A 15127-nucleotide genomic window follows, 5' to 3' on the forward strand; every position below is an offset into this window, starting at 1 on the left:
CCGACCCTGCCTCAGTCGCAGTCGCGGCAGATCGGCTGGCCGTTCTTCTCGCGGGCCAGCTGGCTGCGGTGGTGGACCAGGAAGCAGCTCATGCAGGTGAACTCGTCCTGCTGCTTCGGCAGCACCCGGACGGCCAGCTCTTCGTTCGAGAGGTCCGCACCGGGCAGTTCCAGGCCCTCGGCGGCCTCGAACTCGTCGACGTCGACCGCCGAGGTCGACTTGTCGTTCCGACGGGCCTTCAGTTCCTCAAGGCTGTCGGAGTCGACGTCGTCATCGGTCTTGCGTGGGGTGTCGTAATCCGTAGCCATGTCGCTCTCCCCCTCTGGGTGTCTGTGGTGTCTCAGCGCACGTAACGCGTGAGAGGCCGGACTTGTGCCCGACCTGAGGCGGAGATTTTGCCTCACATCAAGGTCTGTTACTCAATCGACACCCAACCGAACTCAGCAGTAGTGATCGGCTTGGATGGCGAACGGGACCGTACACGGTCCTCACGCCGCACTTCAAAGGCGTCTCACCAGTACTTCCCGTCATGAAGACCATCGAAAACCCGGACTTTCCCGGCTTTCCGCCAGCCCCCTTGATCACGGAGAGTAGATGGCCAAAAATTCGCCCGTGTGATCGATCACACATGAATCTCCTGGGCTGCCGCCCAGAAAATTCCGCGCAAAGCGAACAATGCCGTGTGTCGGCGACATGTTCTCAGATGGGAAGGGTGACTCGCATCACCAGCCCGCCCCCTTCACGCGGCTCGGCGCTGATATGGCCGCCGTGGGCACGGGCCACGGACCTGGCGATCGACAGGCCGAGCCCCACACCCTTGTCGCTGCCGGTCCGCTCTGTCCGCAGACGCCTGAACGGCTCGAAGAGGTTGTCGATCTCGTACGCCGGCACCACGGGCCCCGTGTTGGACACCACGAAGATCGCCTGGCCGTGCTGGGCCTGTGTCGTCACCTCGACCCAGCCGTCCTTCGGCACGTTGTACCGGACGGCGTTCTGGACGAGGTTCAGCGCAATCCGCTCCAGGAGTACGCCGTTGCCCTGGACGACCACGGGGGCCCGCTCCCCGCGGATCTCCACGCCGTTCGCATCGGCCTCGGCGCGTACCTGGTCAATGGCCTGCGAGGCGACCTCGGCGAGATCGACCGCCTTGCGCTCGATGATCTGGTTGTCGCTGCGGGCCAGCAGCAACAGCCCTTCGACGAGCTGCTCGCTGCGTTCATTGGTGGCGAGCAGCGTCTTGCCGAGCTGTTGCAGCTCCACGGGTGCCCCCGGATCGGAAAGATGCACCTCCAGGAGCGTGCGGTTGATCGCCAGGGGCGTACGCAGCTCGTGCGAGGCGTTCCCGACGAAGCGCTGCTGGGCCGTGAACGCCCGCTGCAATCGCTCCAGCATGTCGTCGAAGGTGTCCGCCAGCTCCTTCAGCTCGTCGTCCGGACCGTCCAGCTCGATACGGCGCGAGAGGTCCGAGCCGGCCACCGCACGCGCGGTGCGGGTCATCCTGCCGAGCGGCGCCAGGACACGGCCGGCCATCGCGTAGCCGAAGGCGAAAGCGATCACCGCGAGACCCAGCAGGGCCAGGAGGGAGCGACTGAGCAGGTCGTCCAGGGCGTGCCGGCGCTGGAGGTTGACGCACTCGTTCATCGCGCTGTTGAACTCGCTGGGCGGAGCGCTTTCGGGAAAGTTGCACGTCTCGCTGGCGACCTTGCCCTCGACGATCTTGAAGGGCAGATCGCTGCCGACGTCCAGGGCCTGCGCGGCGAGAAGGTAGATGATCGACAGCAGGAGGATGCCTGCTATCAGGAACATCCCGCCGTACAGCAGTGTGAGCCGTATACGGATCGTCGGTCGCAGCCAAGGGAACGGCAGCTCCGGCCCTCGGGGGTCCCAGGTGGGCTTCGGGGGCATCTTCGGGGGTGCGGGTGTCGTGGCCACCACGGATCAGATCCGGTAACCGGAGCCGGGAACGGTCACGATGACCGGCGGCTCGCCGAGCTTGCGGCGCAAGGTCATCACCGTGACGCGTACGACATTCGTGAACGGGTCGGTGTTCTCGTCCCAGGCCTTCTCCAGGAGCTGCTCGGCGGAGACGACGGCGCCCTCGCTGCGCAGCAGCACCTCCAGGACGGCGAACTCCTTGGGGGCGAGCTGAACCTCCTTGCCGTCGCGGAAGACCTCGCGGCGGTTGGGATCCAGCTTTATCCCGGCGCGCTCCAGGACGGGCGGCAGCGGCACGCTCGTACGCCGGCCGAGGGCACGCACGCGTGCCGTCAGTTCGCTGAACGCGAAGGGCTTGGGGAGATAGTCGTCGGCGCCGATCTCCAGGCCCTCGACACGGTCGCTGACGTCACCGGAGGCCGTGAGCATCAGCACGCGTGTGGGCATGCCGAGCTCGACGATCTTGCGGCAGACGTCGTCGCCGTGCACCAGTGGGAGGTCACGGTCGAGGACGACCACGTCGTAGTCGTTCACGCCGATGCGTTCCAGGGCGGCCGCACCGTCGTACACGACGTCGACGGCCATGGCCTCCCGGCGCAGTCCGGTGGCCACCGCATCGGCGAGCAGCTGCTCGTCCTCGACGACGAGTACGCGCACGTCGCTTGTCCTTCCTCTGTCCACCCGCGTAGCGCGCTTCGGCGCACACCGGTGGGGTCTGTCGGGGGTGAGACCTCCATCCTGCCCTTTTCGGCCATAAGTCGGCTGTAAGACGGGTGAGAGGGGGGTGAGAGGCCCGGGAATGCGAGATTTTCTCTTCCGGTTGAGGTTTCCGCGGAAGGGAGTGCGGGGAGGACGGCTTTACACCCCGCGATCACGCTCTGCATGTGGCACACCACCATGTGGTACGCCACCGGCCGCTTCCGCAGAGCGGACGTGGGTGTCCGGCACCGTCGCCGCCCAGCACGGGCAGCGCTGGGCATCCACAGGAGACGTGATCGCCCCTTCCGAACGGCACACCCCCGTGCCACCGACCCACGACCCAGGACGAGGGGGCGCAGCATGGACGCATTCACCGCAGGACTTCTACAGCGCATAAAGGCGACCGAGTCCGACCTGACGCGGGCTCGCGAGACCGGCGACGACTTCCTCGCGGAGGTCGAGGAGGCCGAGCTCGACGACCTCCGCCGCCTCGCCGCCGAGCACGGTGTGGAGGTCAGCGCGTCACGCGTCTGATCAGCTTGTACGGAGCGGGGCCCCGGCAGATCCAGACCGGGGCCCCGCTCCGTTGTTGTACGCGGTGTCAATCGCCTGTTGTACGCGGTGTCAGTCGTGCCAGGCGCCCAGTTCCTCAAGGCGCCTCTGGAGCGGCTCGAAGAGGCCGGGTGGGGCCGCGATGGTCAGGCCGGGTGAGAGGGGCTCTCCGGGGCGGCCACCGGTGAGGGCGCCCGCCTCCCGGGCTATCAGGTCACCGGCCGCGTAGTCCCAGGGGTTCAGCCCGCGCTCGTAGTACGCGTCCAGGCGGCCCGTCGCCACATCGCACAGGTCGATCGCGGCCGAGCCGCCGCGGCGGATGTCCCTCACCTGCGGAATGAGCTGCCGGACCACGTCGGCCTGCCGGGACCGGCGCTCGGCGAGATAGCCGAAGCCGGTGCCGACGAGAGCCAGCCCGAAAGCGGGGGCGGGGCGCACGCGCGCGGGGCGGTCGTTCACATACGCGCCCTCGCCCAGGACGGCCCGGTAGGTCTCGCCGCGCATCGGGGCGTGCACCACGCCGACGATCGTCTCGCCGTCCTGGCGGGCCGCGATCGAGACGGCCCAACTGGGCAGTCCGTACAGGTAGTTGACCGTGCCGTCGATGGGGTCGATGACCCACTGGATCCCGCTGCTGCCCTCGACGCTGGCACCCTCCTCGCCGAGTACGCCGTCGTCCGGCCTGAGGTCGGCGAGCAGGCCGGTGATCAGCTTCTCGGAGGCGATGTCCATCTCGGTGACGACATCGGCGGCGCTGGACTTGGTCGCGGCCACGCCGAGATCGTCGGGGCGGCCGTCGCGCAGGAAGGCGCCCGCGTGGTGCGCCGCGTCGAGCGCGATCTGCAGGAGTTCGGCCTTGAGCGGGTCGCTCGCGGTGTCGGTCACGGTGCTCCTCAGACGTACGGGCTGTCGGCGCCCGCGGCGGCGGGCTTCGGGGCGCGGGCGGGGCAGCAACCCACGGGGCACACATCATGGCTCGGCCCCAGATCGCCGAGGGCGCAGAGCTTCACGTCGCGCCCGCTCTCGGTGGCGGCCCTCTCCACGACGAGTTCACGGATCGCGGCGGCGAACCGCGGGTCGGCGCCCACGGTGGCCGAGCGGCGCACCGGCAGACCCAGCTCCTCGGCCTTGGCCTTCGCTTCCGTGTCGAGGTCGTACATGACCTCCATGTGGTCCGAGACGAACCCGATGGGCGCCATGACGACGGCCGACACCCCGGCGCCGTGCAACTCCTCCAGGTGATCGCAGATGTCCGGCTCCAGCCAGGGGATGTGCGGGGCACCGGAGCGGGACTGGTAGACGAGCTGCCAGGGGTGGTCGGTCCCGGTCTCCTCGCGCACCGCGTCGGCGATCAGCCGTGCGGCGTCCAGGTGCTGCTTCACGTACGCACCGCCGTCGCCGTGGTCCTCGACGGGACCGGAGGTGTCCGCGGAGGCGTTCGGGATCGAGTGGGTCGTGAAGGCCAGGTGCGCGCCCGCGCGGACGTCCTCGGGGAGGTCGGCGAGGGACTTCAGGACGCCGTCGATCATGGGCTGGAGGAAGCCCGGGTGGTTGAAGTAGTGCCGCAGCTTGTCCACCCTCGGCAGCTCCAGTCCCTCGGCCTGAAGGGTCGCGAGCGACTCGGCGAGATTCTCGCGGTACTGGCGGCAGCCCGAGTACGAGGCGTACGCGCTGGTGGCGAGGACCAGGATGCGCCGGCGGCCGTCGGCGACCATCTCGCGCAGCGTGTCCGTCAGATACGGCGCCCAGTTGCGGTTGCCCCAGTAGACCGGCAGGTCCAGGCCGTGGTCCGCGAAGTCCTTGCGGAGGGCATCCAGCAGGGCACGGTTCTGGTCGTTGATGGGGCTGACCCCGCCGAACAGGAAGTAGTGCTGTCCCACTTCCTTGAGGCGTTCCTTGGGGATGCCGCGGCCCCGCGTCACGTTCTCCAGGAACGGGACCACGTCGTCGGGGCCTTCGGGACCGCCGAAGGAGAGCAGGAGGAGGGCGTCGTACGGATGAGCATCGAGCGCGTCGGGCATGTCTTTGATCCTGCCACTCGTCACTGACAGTCGGGAAACGGCGGTATGACGAGGCGGTATGACGGGCCGGCACCGGCATACACAGGGGCCCTCGGACCCGTAAGCTGTATCGGCCACATTCACGCCTTACCGGATCCTCACCGGAGCCCTCCCCGTGCCCAGCCCCTACCGCGCCCTGTTCGCCGCCCCAGGCTCCACGGGCTTCTCCGTCGCCGGTTTCCTCGGCCGGATGCCGCTTTCGATGATGGGCATCGGCGTGGTCACGATGATCTCCCAGCTCACCGGGCGGTACGGCCTCGCGGGCGCCCTCGCGGCGACCATCGCGCTGTCCGCGGCGGTGATCGGCCCGCAGATCTCGCGCCTGGTGGACCAGTACGGGCAGCGTCGTGTGCTGCGGCCCGCGACACTGGTCGCGCTCGCCGCGGCGGCCGGGCTGCTGCTGGCCGCGCACTTCGACTGGCCGGACTGGGTGCTGTTCCTGTGCTCGGCCTGCATCGGCTGTGTACCGAGCATCGGCGCGATGACCAGGGCACGCTGGGCGTACCTCTACCGCGACAAGCCCGAGCTGCACACCGCATACGCCTTCGAGTCCGTCGTCGACGAGATCTGCTTCGTCTTCGGGCCGATCATCTCCATCGGTCTGTCCACGGTCTGGTTCCCGGAGGCCGGGCCGCTCCTGGCGGGCTGCTTCCTGGCGACCGGTGTCTTCTGGCTGACGGCCCAGAGCGCCACCGAACCCCCGCCGCATCCCCACGAGCACCACACCGGCGGCTCGGCCCTGCGTGCTCCCGGGCTGCAGGTCCTGGTGGCCACCTTCGTGGCGACGGGAGCGATCTTCGGCGCGGTCGACGTGGTCACGGTCGCCTTCGCCGAGGAGGAGGGCCACAAGGCCGCCGCGAGCGTCGTACTGGCCGTGTACGCGGCGGGCTCCTGCGTGGCGGGAGCCGTCTTCGGACTGCTGCGTTTCACGGGGGCGCCCGCCCGCAGGTGGGTGCTGGGCATCTGCACGATGGCCGTGAGTATGATCCCCCTCCTACTGGTCGGAAACTTGCCGTTCCTGGCCGTGGCGCTGTTTGTCGCGGGCCTGTCCATCGCGCCGACGATGATCACGACGATGGCCCTCGTCGAGCGGCACGTGCCTCGCGCGAAACTGACCGAGGGCATGACCTGGGTCAGCACCGGTCTTGCGGTCGGGGTCGCGCTCGGCTCCTCCGTGTCCGGCTTGGTGATCGACGCCGCCGGGGCGCGGGCCGGGTACGGGGTTCCGGCGGTCGCCGGGGCCGTCGCGGTCGCGGTCGGTTTCCTGGGGTATCGCCGGCTCAGCGGGCCGGTTCCGCAGCGGGGAGGGACCCATGAGCAGCACAGCGAGCGGGAAGAGCGGCACGTGGCGTAACTGGGCGGGCAATGTCTCGGCCCGTCCCGTACGGGACGTCACACCCGCCTCCGTCGAGGAGCTCGCCGCCGCCGTCCGCCAGGCCGCCGAGGACGGGCTGAGAGTCAAGGCCGTCGGAAGCGGGCACTCCTTCACGGCCGTCGCCGCGACCGACGGTGTGCTGATACGGCCCCAACTGCTCACCGGCATCCGCAAGATCGACCGCGCGGCGGGCACCGTCACCGTGGAGGCGGGCACCCCGCTGAAGCGGCTGAACGTGGCCCTGGCCCGCGAGGGACTCTCGCTCACGAACATGGGCGACATCATGGAACAGACGGTTTCCGGCGCGACCAGCACCGGCACTCACGGCACCGGCCGTGACTCCGCGTCGATCGCCGCCCAGATCACGGCACTTGAGCTGGTCACCGCCGACGGCTCGGTGCTCACCTGCTCCGAGAAGGAGAATCCGGATGCCTTCGCGGCCGCCCGCATCGGACTCGGTGCCCTGGGTGTCGTCACCGCGATCACCTTCTCCGTAGAGCCCCTTTTTCTGCTCACGGCCCGTGAGGAGCCGATGACCTTCGACGAGGTCACCAGCACCTTCGACGAACTGCACGCGGAGAACGAGCACTTCGAGTTCTACTGGTTCCCGCACACCGGCAACTGCAACACCAAGCGCAACAACCGAAGCGCGGGCCCGGAGAGGCCGGTCGGCAGAATCAGTGGCCTCTTCGAGGACGAGTTCCTTTCCAACGGCCTCTTCCAGGTGGCCAATTCGGTGGGCCGTGCCGTGCCCGCGACCATCCCGGCGATCGCGAAGATCTCCAGCCGGGCCCTTTCGGCCCGCACGTACACGGACATTCCCTACAAGGTCTTCACGTCCCCGCGCCGGGTGCGCTTCACAGAGATGGAGTACGCCGTCCCCCGCGCGGCCCTTGTCGAGACGCTGCGTGAACTCAAGGCCATGATCGACCACTCTCCCCTGCGGATCAGCTTCCCCGTGGAGGTGCGCACCGCTCCCGCCGACGACATCACGCTCTCCACGGCATCCGGCCAGGACAGCGCGTACATCGCGATCCACATGTACAAAGGCACCCCGCACCGGCCGTACTTCACGGCCGCGGAGCGGATCTTCACCGCGCACGAGGGACGCCCTCACTGGGGCAAGCTGCACACGCGCGAGGCGCAGCACTTCGCCGAAATCTATCCGCGCTTCGGCGAGTTCACCGCCCTCAGGGACCGGCTCGACCCGGACCGGCGCTTCGGAAACGACTACTTGCGGCGGGTGTTGGGGACGTAGTCGCGCCACAGAGTCGCGCCATCGCCCAACTACACGAGAACGAGAGGGCCTCGGAGGGGACTCAAGAGGAACTCAGAGCCGGAACGATCAACTTCAGTCGTGACGATCGCGTGAAGATCGCCACGCACCGTGGTCACTGAACCGGCGTCCCGGTGGCCAACTCCCGACCCCCGCGAGAAGTTGGGCGGCGTGCCGATCCACGCAGGTGGCTCGAATGGAGTACTGTTGCGAGCCCTGGGTCCGGACACCCGCCAGGGCGTCCGGGGCCTTCCAGGACCGCCGTGAGGGGGCTCGTTGCACAGGGTGACGGAGTTTGTCACTTAGCGTTGCGAATAGGTAACCGTGCCATAACGGCGATCCAGGGCCAGCACCCGACACGCCGGGCAAACAGGCAAGGTTGTGGCAGGCTGCACCCGGGCAGGCCACACTCGACTAGCGGAAGCAGCGACGCACGTGACGTCGGCAGGCACCACCCGGGAGGTCCCCATGCCCGAACTGCGTGTCGTGGCCGTCTCTAACGACGGCACACGGCTGGTGCTGAAGGCTGCGGACAGCACGGAGTACACGCTTCCGATTGACGAGCGTCTGCGCGCCGCCGTACGCGGCGACCGTCCCCGCCTCGGCCAGATCGAGATCGAGGTGGAGAGCCATCTCCGCCCCCGAGACATCCAGGCGCGTATACGCGCAGGCGCCTCCGCCGAAGAGGTCGCCCAGCTCGCCGGCATCCCCGTCGATCGCGTACGCCGCTTCGAGGGCCCCGTACTCGCGGAGCGCGCGTTCATGGCGGAGCGGGCCCGCAAGACCCCGGTCCGCCGGCCCGGCGAGACCACCGGCCCCCAGCTCGGCGAGGCGGTGCAGGAGCGGCTGCTGCTGCGCGGCGCCGACAAGGAGACCGTGCAGTGGGACTCGTGGCGCCGTGACGACGGCACCTGGGAGGTACTGCTGGTCTACCGGGTCGCGGGTGAGCCGCACTCGGCGAGCTGGACGTACGACCCGCCACGGCGGCTCGTACAGGCCGTGGACGAGGAGGCGCGCTCGCTGATCGGCGAGTCCGACGACGACCTCGCCTCTCCCGAGCCCAGCTTCCCGTTCGTGCCGCGGATCGCCCGGCTGCCGCGCGACCGCGAGCGCCCGATGGACCGCGCCCTGGAGCGCCAGACGGAACGTCCCGTCCTGCCGGCCCAGTCTCCGGAGCCCGAGGAGGAGAGCATCAACGGTGAGCGGGACTCGCTCACCAGCCTCCTGGAGGCGGTGCCCAGCTTCCGCGGCGACTTGGTGGTGCCCGAGCGCCCCGCCCCGACCACGGATATGCCGGCGGAGGAGGAGCCCGCCCCGGAGCCCGAGGCGGAGGAGCCTCCGGCTCCCGCGGCCTCGGCCGGTTCGGCGTACGCCGATGTGCTCATGCCGCGCTCGGTGGCCAGCCACCGCGAGCGGCTCGTCGGCTCGACGGACCGGCAGGCCGAGGCGGACGGCGTCCGCCCGGGCCGAAGAGCAGCGGTGCCGAGCTGGGACGAGATCGTCTTCGGGACGCGTCGCAAGAAGCAGGAATAGGAAGCGGAAGATGTACGCGACTGGGGCTCGCACCACTTCGGGGCGAGCCCTTTTCGCTGTCGTGCACCTCTTGCGGGCCGGGTCCGGTCTACTGCGGGTCGGGACCCGTCGCGACCGGGCGACTCCCGTCCTCCGACCACTGCGACCAGGAGCCCGCGTACAGCGCGGCCGGAATGCCCGCGAGCTCCAGCGCGAGAATCTCGTGGGCGGCGGAGACTCCCGAGCCGCAGTAGACGCCGACTTCACAAGTGCCGGTCGCGCCCAGGGACTTGAAGCGCTCGGCGAGTTCGGCGGCCGGGCGGAAGTGGCCGGATTCCGTCACGTTCTCGGTGGTCGGTGCCGAGACGGCGCCGGGGATGTGGCCGCCGATCCGGTCGATCGGCTCGACATCGCCCCGGTAGCGCTCGGCGGCGCGCGCGTCGAGGAGCAGGCCGGTGCGGGCCAGGGCGGCGGCTCCGTCCGCGTCGAGCAGCGGCAGCGCGCCGGGCGACGGCAGGAACGTACCGGCGACCGGAGACGGGACACCGGCCTCGAGGGGGCCGTCCCAGGCCGCGAGTCCGCCGTCAAGGACACGCACCGACGGGTGACCCGTCCAGCGCAGCAGCCACCAGGCGCGCGCGGCAGCCCAGCCGAGCCCGCCGTCGTATGTGATGACGTCCCGGTCCGCGCTGACCCCGGCCGCTCGCATCGCCGTCCCGAAGACCTCCATGTCCGGCAGCGGATGCCGGCCGCCCGCCCCGGCCGGAGCTGCGAGTTCGGAGTCCAGGTCCACGAAGGCGGCACCCGGAATGTGCCCCTCTTCGTATGCGGGACGCAGGTTCGGGCCGCCCAGTTGATAGCGGATGTCGAGCACCACCGGCGGCTTGGGTCCGGCGAGGGCGTTCGCGAGTTCGGCTGCGGAGATGATGGCGTTCATGGCCACCATCCTTGCGCACGGGGTGGCCGCATCGTCCAGGTCCGGCTACTCTGCCCGCCGGACCGGCCCGAGCACACGGCGTACAGGCCTGGACACAGGCTGTACAGCCGATGGACACCACCAGGCAACCTCGGGGATACGGATGGGACACAGCAAATCGGGCATCCTCCAGCCATGCGCCGCCGACTCGGCGCGCGGCGGCTGTGGGCGCGTTCGGAAGCGGAAATGAAGCTGCCGGCGCTCTTAGGCGCCGAGGAAAGAGTGACGATGACCGAGGCACGGGGACCGGCCGGCCTGAACGGCACCGCACACACGCCCGGCACACCCTGCTGGGTGAGCCTGATGGTGCACGGGATGGCCGCGACCCAGGAGTTCTACGGAGCGCTGTTCGGCTGGAAGTTCCAGCCCGGCCCCCAACAGCTCGGCCCGTACGTACGTGCCGTGCTCGACGGCCATGAGGTGGCCGGGATCGGGCAGTTGCCGCCCGACCGTCATCTGCCCATCGCCTGGACGCCCTACTTCGCCTCGGACGACGTGGATCTGACGGCGGAAACGGTGCGGGCTTGCGGCGGCACGGTCGGCGTCGGCCCCCTGGACGCCGGGGATGCCGGCCGTATGGCCATCGCCTCCGATCCCTCGGGCGCCGTCTTCGGCATCTGGCAGACCGCGGCCCACCTCGGCACGGGCATCACGGATGTGCCCGGCACGCCCACCTGGAACGAGCTGTTCACGCGCGACTCCGCGAGCGTCGCCAAGTTCTACGACACGGTCTTCGGCTACGGGGAAGAGCCGGTCGCCTCCGCGGACGTCGACTACATCACGCTGCACATCAAGGGCCGCCCGGTGGCCGGCATCCGCGGCGTGGGCCACGCCCTTCCCCGCGACCGGGGCCCGCACTGGATGACGTACTTCGAAGTCGCCGACGTGGATGCTTCCCTGACCGGTGTCATCGACCTGGGCGGCCACGTCCTGAAAACGCCACGCGACACCCCGCACGGCCGCATCGCCACGGTCACGGACCCGGAGGGGGCGGCGTTCTCCCTCGTACGCACGAGCCACTGACAACGACTGCGTTTGCTGTGCGGCGTTCTGGGCGGCGAAATCGAGCTCTCCCCAAGTGATCGACGACTCGGGCGACTTGGTCGGCCTGCTCCGGGCCGGGGAACTGCGCCTCGTCCGCGATCACATAGTCCGCGCGTTCCCCTTGGGAGAGATGTTCCACGAGGTACGCATACACGTCCTGGGTACGTTGACAGGCGCCTGTCGACATGTTGCCATGAGGCGCTGCTCGGGCGGACCTGCGTCGCGTCGTATGCCGTTCGGGCAGCGGATCGACGGCCGCTTGACCGGGGGCGGCGCGCCCCGAACCCAGAGCGAGGACCCATGCCGCAGCGCGCCGCGACCATCGTCGGCGGCGGAATCGGAGGGCTCGCGGCGGCCATCGCCCTGCATCGCCGGGGCTGGCGCGTCGAAGTGCTGGAACGGGCCCCGGAGTTCAATGAGATCGGCGCCGGCATCTCCCTGTGGCCGAACGCGCTGCACGCGCTCGAGGTGATCGGCCTGGCCGACGCCATCCGGGCTCTGGGCGCCGTCGAGGCCACAGGCGGCGTACGCGACCGCCGGGGCCGCTGGCTGTCCCGTACGGACAACGCGGAGCTGGCGCGCCGATTCGGCCATCCCCTGGTGGTCCTGCATCGCGCGGATATGCTTAGGGCGCTCACCGAGGCGCTGCCCGCCGACAGCCTGCGGCCGGACAGCGAGGTGTCCGCGGTCCGCGACGACGGCGACCGCCTGGTCGTCGATCATCGTGGGGGCGAGTCCCGGCCCGACCTCGTGGTCGGCGCCGACGGGCTGCGCAGTGCGGTACGCCACGCCCTGTGGCCCGACGCGGCCGGCCCCCGGTACGCCGGCTACCCCGCCTGGCGCATGGTCACCGAGCCCCTCGCCGAGCCGCCCTCCGAGGGCGCGGCGACCTGGGGCCGCGGGGAGAGATTCGGCTACACGGCGCTGCCGGGCGGGCGGATGTACTGCTTCGCGACCGCGTCGCTGCCGGCGGGCGCGGCCTCCGGCTCGTCCGAGTACGCCGAACTGCTGCGCCGGTTCGGGTCCTGGCCGGATCCCATTCCCGCCCTGCTGGCCGCCGTCCCCGCGGACGCGGTGCTCCGCCACGACCTGTACGACCTTCCGCCGCTGCCCTCCTTCGTCCGCGGCCGGGTCGCGCTGCTGGGCGACGCGGCTCATGCCATGACCCCCAATCTGGGCCAGGGCGCGTGCCAGGCGCTGGAGGACGCGATCACCCTCGCCCACTGCCTCGACGGCACCCCGGACGTGGCGGCCGCGCTCCGCTCATACGACCTGCTGCGCCGCGCGAGGACCCAGGCCATCTCGCGCCGCTCCGCCCGGCTCGGCGCGGTCGGCCAGCTGTCGTGGCCGCCCGCGGTGCTGCTGCGCGACACGGCCGCCCGGCTGACGCCGACGCGGGCGACGCTGCGTTCCATGGCGCCGGTGCTCGGCTGGACCGCGCCCGGAAACCGGGCGACCGCGGCGGAGAGTGAGAGCCACTGATGCCGGACTGGACGTATCACCCGCTGCGCGGCGCTGCCGCCGCCGTCCTCGGCCGGCGCCGTTCGCAGCGAACCGCGCTGCGGCTGCTGGCCTCGATCGGCTCCCGTCCCGCCGGCGCGCGGCTGATCGCCCGGGGATTCGGCCACCGCCATCCGCCCGAGCGCCTCGCCGGCGAGCTCGCCGACGTGCCCGTGACCGTCCGCCTCGGCATATCCGTCCGGCCCTCGCTCGCCCGTGAAGCGGTACGCGCCATGCCCCCGCTCGGGGCCGGTGTCGTCGAGGTGGCGCCCGTCTCGGCGGCCGACGTGGCGACCGTACGCGAGGCCGCTGCCGGCCGCTCGATCCCGCTGGTCGTCCGCGCCGGCGACCCGGAGGCCGAGGCCGCCCTCAGGCCCCATGTCGACGGGTTCACCAGCGGCGACGACCCGCACGTGGTCGAAGTGTCCGACCCGTCCGTCACCGCCGCGGCCGCCGCGCTCGAGGAACCGGGCACCGTCGTGCTCGCCCGGCCCGGGGTGCTCGTCGAGGCCGGACCCGGCTGGTTCGCACGGGTCACGGAGGCAGCCACGCCCACCGCGCCCGCTCCGCGGCTGCGGGACGTCGGCCGCGATCCCCGCCGCTGGCCCTCCTGGTGGTGGGCGCTGCTCGTCGGGCTCGGAATGACGGGCGCCGGACTCGGCGCCGCAGTGATCACACTCGGGCCGGTGCTGCTCTGGTACGACCGCGACTACCTCGGCATGACGCTGCACGAACTGCATGCCGCCAACCACCACCTCGTGCACTTCCTCCAGCACGACCGGATCACCATGGCCGGCACGATGGTGGCGATCGGCGCCCTCTACACCGGCCTCGCGGTGGGCGGGATCCGACGCGGCTGGCCGTGGGCCCGCGAGGTGTATCTGCTCTCGGGAGCGATCGGCTTCCCCACCTTGTTCTACTTCCTGGCCACCGGCTTCGTGGAACCCCTGCACACGGCCACCGCCATCGCGCTGTTCCCGATGTTCGTGGCCGCGGTCCGCCGGATCCCGCACACACCACGGTGGCGCCTGGCGCCCGAGGGGCCGGAGCCGGAGCGCCGACGGGCGCTGGCCGGCCAGCTGCTGCTGATTCTCACGGGAGCAGGGCTGTTCGCCGGCGGAGCGGTGATCTCGGTGGTCGGTCTGACCGGTGTCTTCGTGCCGACCGACCTGACCTTCCTGGGCACCAGCACGCAGACGCTGGAAACCCTGAATCCCCGGCTTGTGCCGTTCGTCGCCCACGACCGGGCGGGGCTCGGCGGCGCCCTGATGGCCGCAGCGGTGGCGATCATTCTGCTCAGCGCATGGGGCTGGCGGCGGGGAGAGGCCTGGGTGTTCTGGACCCTGGCCGCGGCGGCGGCCGCCGGCTTCCTGCCGGCTGTCGTGGTGCACGGCGCGATCCACTACACCGACTTCATCCACCTCGCGCCGGTCTACTTCGGCATCGCCATCACCGGCACCGGCCTGCTGCTCGCGCGCCCATACCTGTGCGCCAAGGCGCCGGTGGGGCCGAAGGACTGACGGTCCGTCTCGGCGAGCGCTCCTCCATGAGTGCATGGAGGACTCGGACGACTCCTCGATCCACCGGACTGGCAGCTGTACGACCTGACCAAGCCCTGCCTAGCCCCCGGTCTTGATGAGCGGCACGTCTTGCGTGAACCTCCGGAACCCGACGCTGTAGTACAGCCCGCGCGCCTTGGGATGCCCGGGCGCGCCCAGACAGACGACCGTCATGTGATCGGCCCCGGCCTCCCGCACCAGATGCATCCCGTGGAGCAGCATCGCCCTGGCCAGCCCGAGCCGCCGGTAGACCGGATGCGTTCCGACGGGCTCGAACTGGGCGGTCTTGTTCGCCTCGTCGAGCCACATGATCGTCGAAGATGCCATCGTTCCGTCCGGCGCCTCCACCAGGACGTGCAGGTCACCGCGATACGGCGGTGTCCGCCGGACACCCTCGTAGCCCTGGGCTGTGAATGATGACGGAGCCCAGGCGTCCACATGGGCCTGGACCGCGGCCTGCGGCCCGGCCTCGACGGCGGTGCGGAATCGGAAACCGTCCGGCAGCACCGGCTGTTCCACGTCATCGAGGTCCCGCTCATTGAGTTGGGTCCAGGAGCCGGTGTCGCCGAGCGAGGCCGGATCGGTCTCATAGCCGTGCGCCGCCCACGGGCGTGGACGCCGGAGCGCCGCCGGTGACCG

The 15127-nt window shown here is 70.4% G+C and carries 14 protein-coding genes and 1 pseudogene; 7 read left to right on the forward strand and 8 right to left on the reverse strand.

Annotation, left to right across the window (positions count from 1 at the left end):
• Nucleotides 1-11 precede the first annotated feature (11 nt).
• From ABD357_RS01015 to ABD357_RS01025, 3 genes are all read right to left on the reverse strand, one after another.
• A complete protein-coding gene (locus tag ABD357_RS01015) occupies nt 12-308 on the reverse strand; it encodes a DUF4193 domain-containing protein (RefSeq protein ID WP_005481602.1) in 297 nt (98 codons plus the stop codon).
• 391 nt (nt 309-699) lie between these two features.
• The gene (locus tag ABD357_RS01020; protein ID WP_344386861.1) at nt 700-1932 is read right to left on the reverse strand and encodes a sensor histidine kinase; all 1233 of its coding nucleotides are present in this window, start codon (nt 1930-1932) and stop codon (nt 700-702) included.
• A gap of 6 nt (nt 1933-1938) precedes the next feature.
• A complete protein-coding gene (locus tag ABD357_RS01025) occupies nt 1939-2592 on the reverse strand; it encodes a response regulator transcription factor (protein WP_010983842.1) in 654 nt (217 codons plus the stop codon).
• Nucleotides 2593-2994: 402 nt separating this feature from the next.
• Between ABD357_RS01025 and ABD357_RS01030 the strand changes: the two genes are divergently transcribed.
• Nucleotides 2995-3168 carry a hypothetical protein gene (locus ABD357_RS01030; RefSeq protein WP_344386815.1) on the forward strand — a complete coding sequence of 58 codons (174 nt, stop codon included), beginning with the start codon at nt 2995-2997 and terminating at the stop codon, nt 3166-3168.
• Nucleotides 3169-3258: 90 nt separating this feature from the next.
• On the opposite strand, the gene ABD357_RS01035 is transcribed toward ABD357_RS01030, so the two are convergent.
• A complete protein-coding gene (locus ABD357_RS01035; RefSeq protein WP_344386816.1) occupies nt 3259-4071 on the reverse strand; it encodes an inositol monophosphatase family protein in 813 nt (270 codons plus the stop codon).
• An 8-nt stretch (nt 4072-4079) separates the two neighbouring features.
• Entirely contained in the window at nt 4080-5207 is a 1128-nt protein-coding gene (locus ABD357_RS01040) for a ferrochelatase (protein WP_344386817.1), read from the reverse strand.
• A 154-nt stretch (nt 5208-5361) separates the two neighbouring features.
• Between ABD357_RS01040 and ABD357_RS01045 the strand changes: the two genes are divergently transcribed.
• The 3 genes from ABD357_RS01045 to sepH all read left to right on the forward strand — a co-directional run bounded on the left by ABD357_RS01045 (nt 5362) and on the right by sepH (nt 9430).
• Nucleotides 5362-6600, forward strand: coding sequence for an MFS transporter (locus ABD357_RS01045; RefSeq protein ID WP_344386818.1), 1239 nt, complete (start codon nt 5362-5364; stop codon nt 6598-6600).
• Nucleotides 6560-7879, forward strand: coding sequence for a D-arabinono-1,4-lactone oxidase (locus tag ABD357_RS01050; protein ID WP_344386819.1), 1320 nt, complete (start codon nt 6560-6562; stop codon nt 7877-7879). Before ABD357_RS01045 ends, ABD357_RS01050 begins: the two co-directional genes overlap by 41 nt.
• Nucleotides 7880-8365: 486 nt before the next feature.
• On the forward strand, nt 8366-9430 hold the full coding sequence (gene sepH, locus ABD357_RS01055; RefSeq protein ID WP_344386820.1) for a septation protein SepH: 1065 nt from the start codon (nt 8366-8368) through the stop codon (nt 9428-9430).
• 88 nt (nt 9431-9518) lie between these two features.
• Here the strand turns inward: sepH and ABD357_RS01060 are convergent, their stop codons facing one another.
• Nucleotides 9519-10346 carry a sulfurtransferase gene (locus ABD357_RS01060; RefSeq protein WP_344386821.1) on the reverse strand — a complete coding sequence of 276 codons (828 nt, stop codon included), beginning with the start codon at nt 10344-10346 and terminating at the stop codon, nt 9519-9521.
• A gap of 267 nt (nt 10347-10613) precedes the next feature.
• Between ABD357_RS01060 and ABD357_RS01065 the strand changes: the two genes are divergently transcribed.
• Nucleotides 10614-11408, forward strand: coding sequence for a VOC family protein (locus ABD357_RS01065; protein ID WP_344386822.1), 795 nt, complete (start codon nt 10614-10616; stop codon nt 11406-11408).
• A gap of 49 nt (nt 11409-11457) precedes the next feature.
• Here ABD357_RS01065 and ABD357_RS01070 read toward each other — a convergent pair.
• Nucleotides 11458-11589, reverse strand: a pseudogene (locus ABD357_RS01070) (thymidine kinase); the annotation flags it as partial.
• A 140-nt stretch (nt 11590-11729) separates the two neighbouring features.
• Between ABD357_RS01070 and ABD357_RS01075 the strand changes: the two are divergent.
• A complete protein-coding gene (locus ABD357_RS01075; RefSeq protein WP_344386823.1) occupies nt 11730-12911 on the forward strand; it encodes an FAD-dependent monooxygenase in 1182 nt (393 codons plus the stop codon).
• Nucleotides 12911-14449 carry a hypothetical protein gene (locus tag ABD357_RS01080; RefSeq protein ID WP_344386824.1) on the forward strand — a complete coding sequence of 513 codons (1539 nt, stop codon included), beginning with the start codon at nt 12911-12913 and terminating at the stop codon, nt 14447-14449. Before ABD357_RS01075 ends, ABD357_RS01080 begins: the two co-directional genes overlap by 1 nt.
• Before the next feature lie 99 nt (nt 14450-14548).
• Here the strand turns inward: ABD357_RS01080 and ABD357_RS01085 are convergent, their stop codons facing one another.
• Entirely contained in the window at nt 14549-15007 is a 459-nt protein-coding gene (locus ABD357_RS01085; protein ID WP_344386825.1) for a GNAT family N-acetyltransferase, read from the reverse strand.
• Nucleotides 15008-15127 lie beyond the last annotated feature (120 nt).

Source organism: Streptomyces vastus (genome assembly GCF_039532825.1).
GTDB lineage: Bacteria > Actinomycetota > Actinomycetes > Streptomycetales > Streptomycetaceae > Streptomyces > Streptomyces vastus.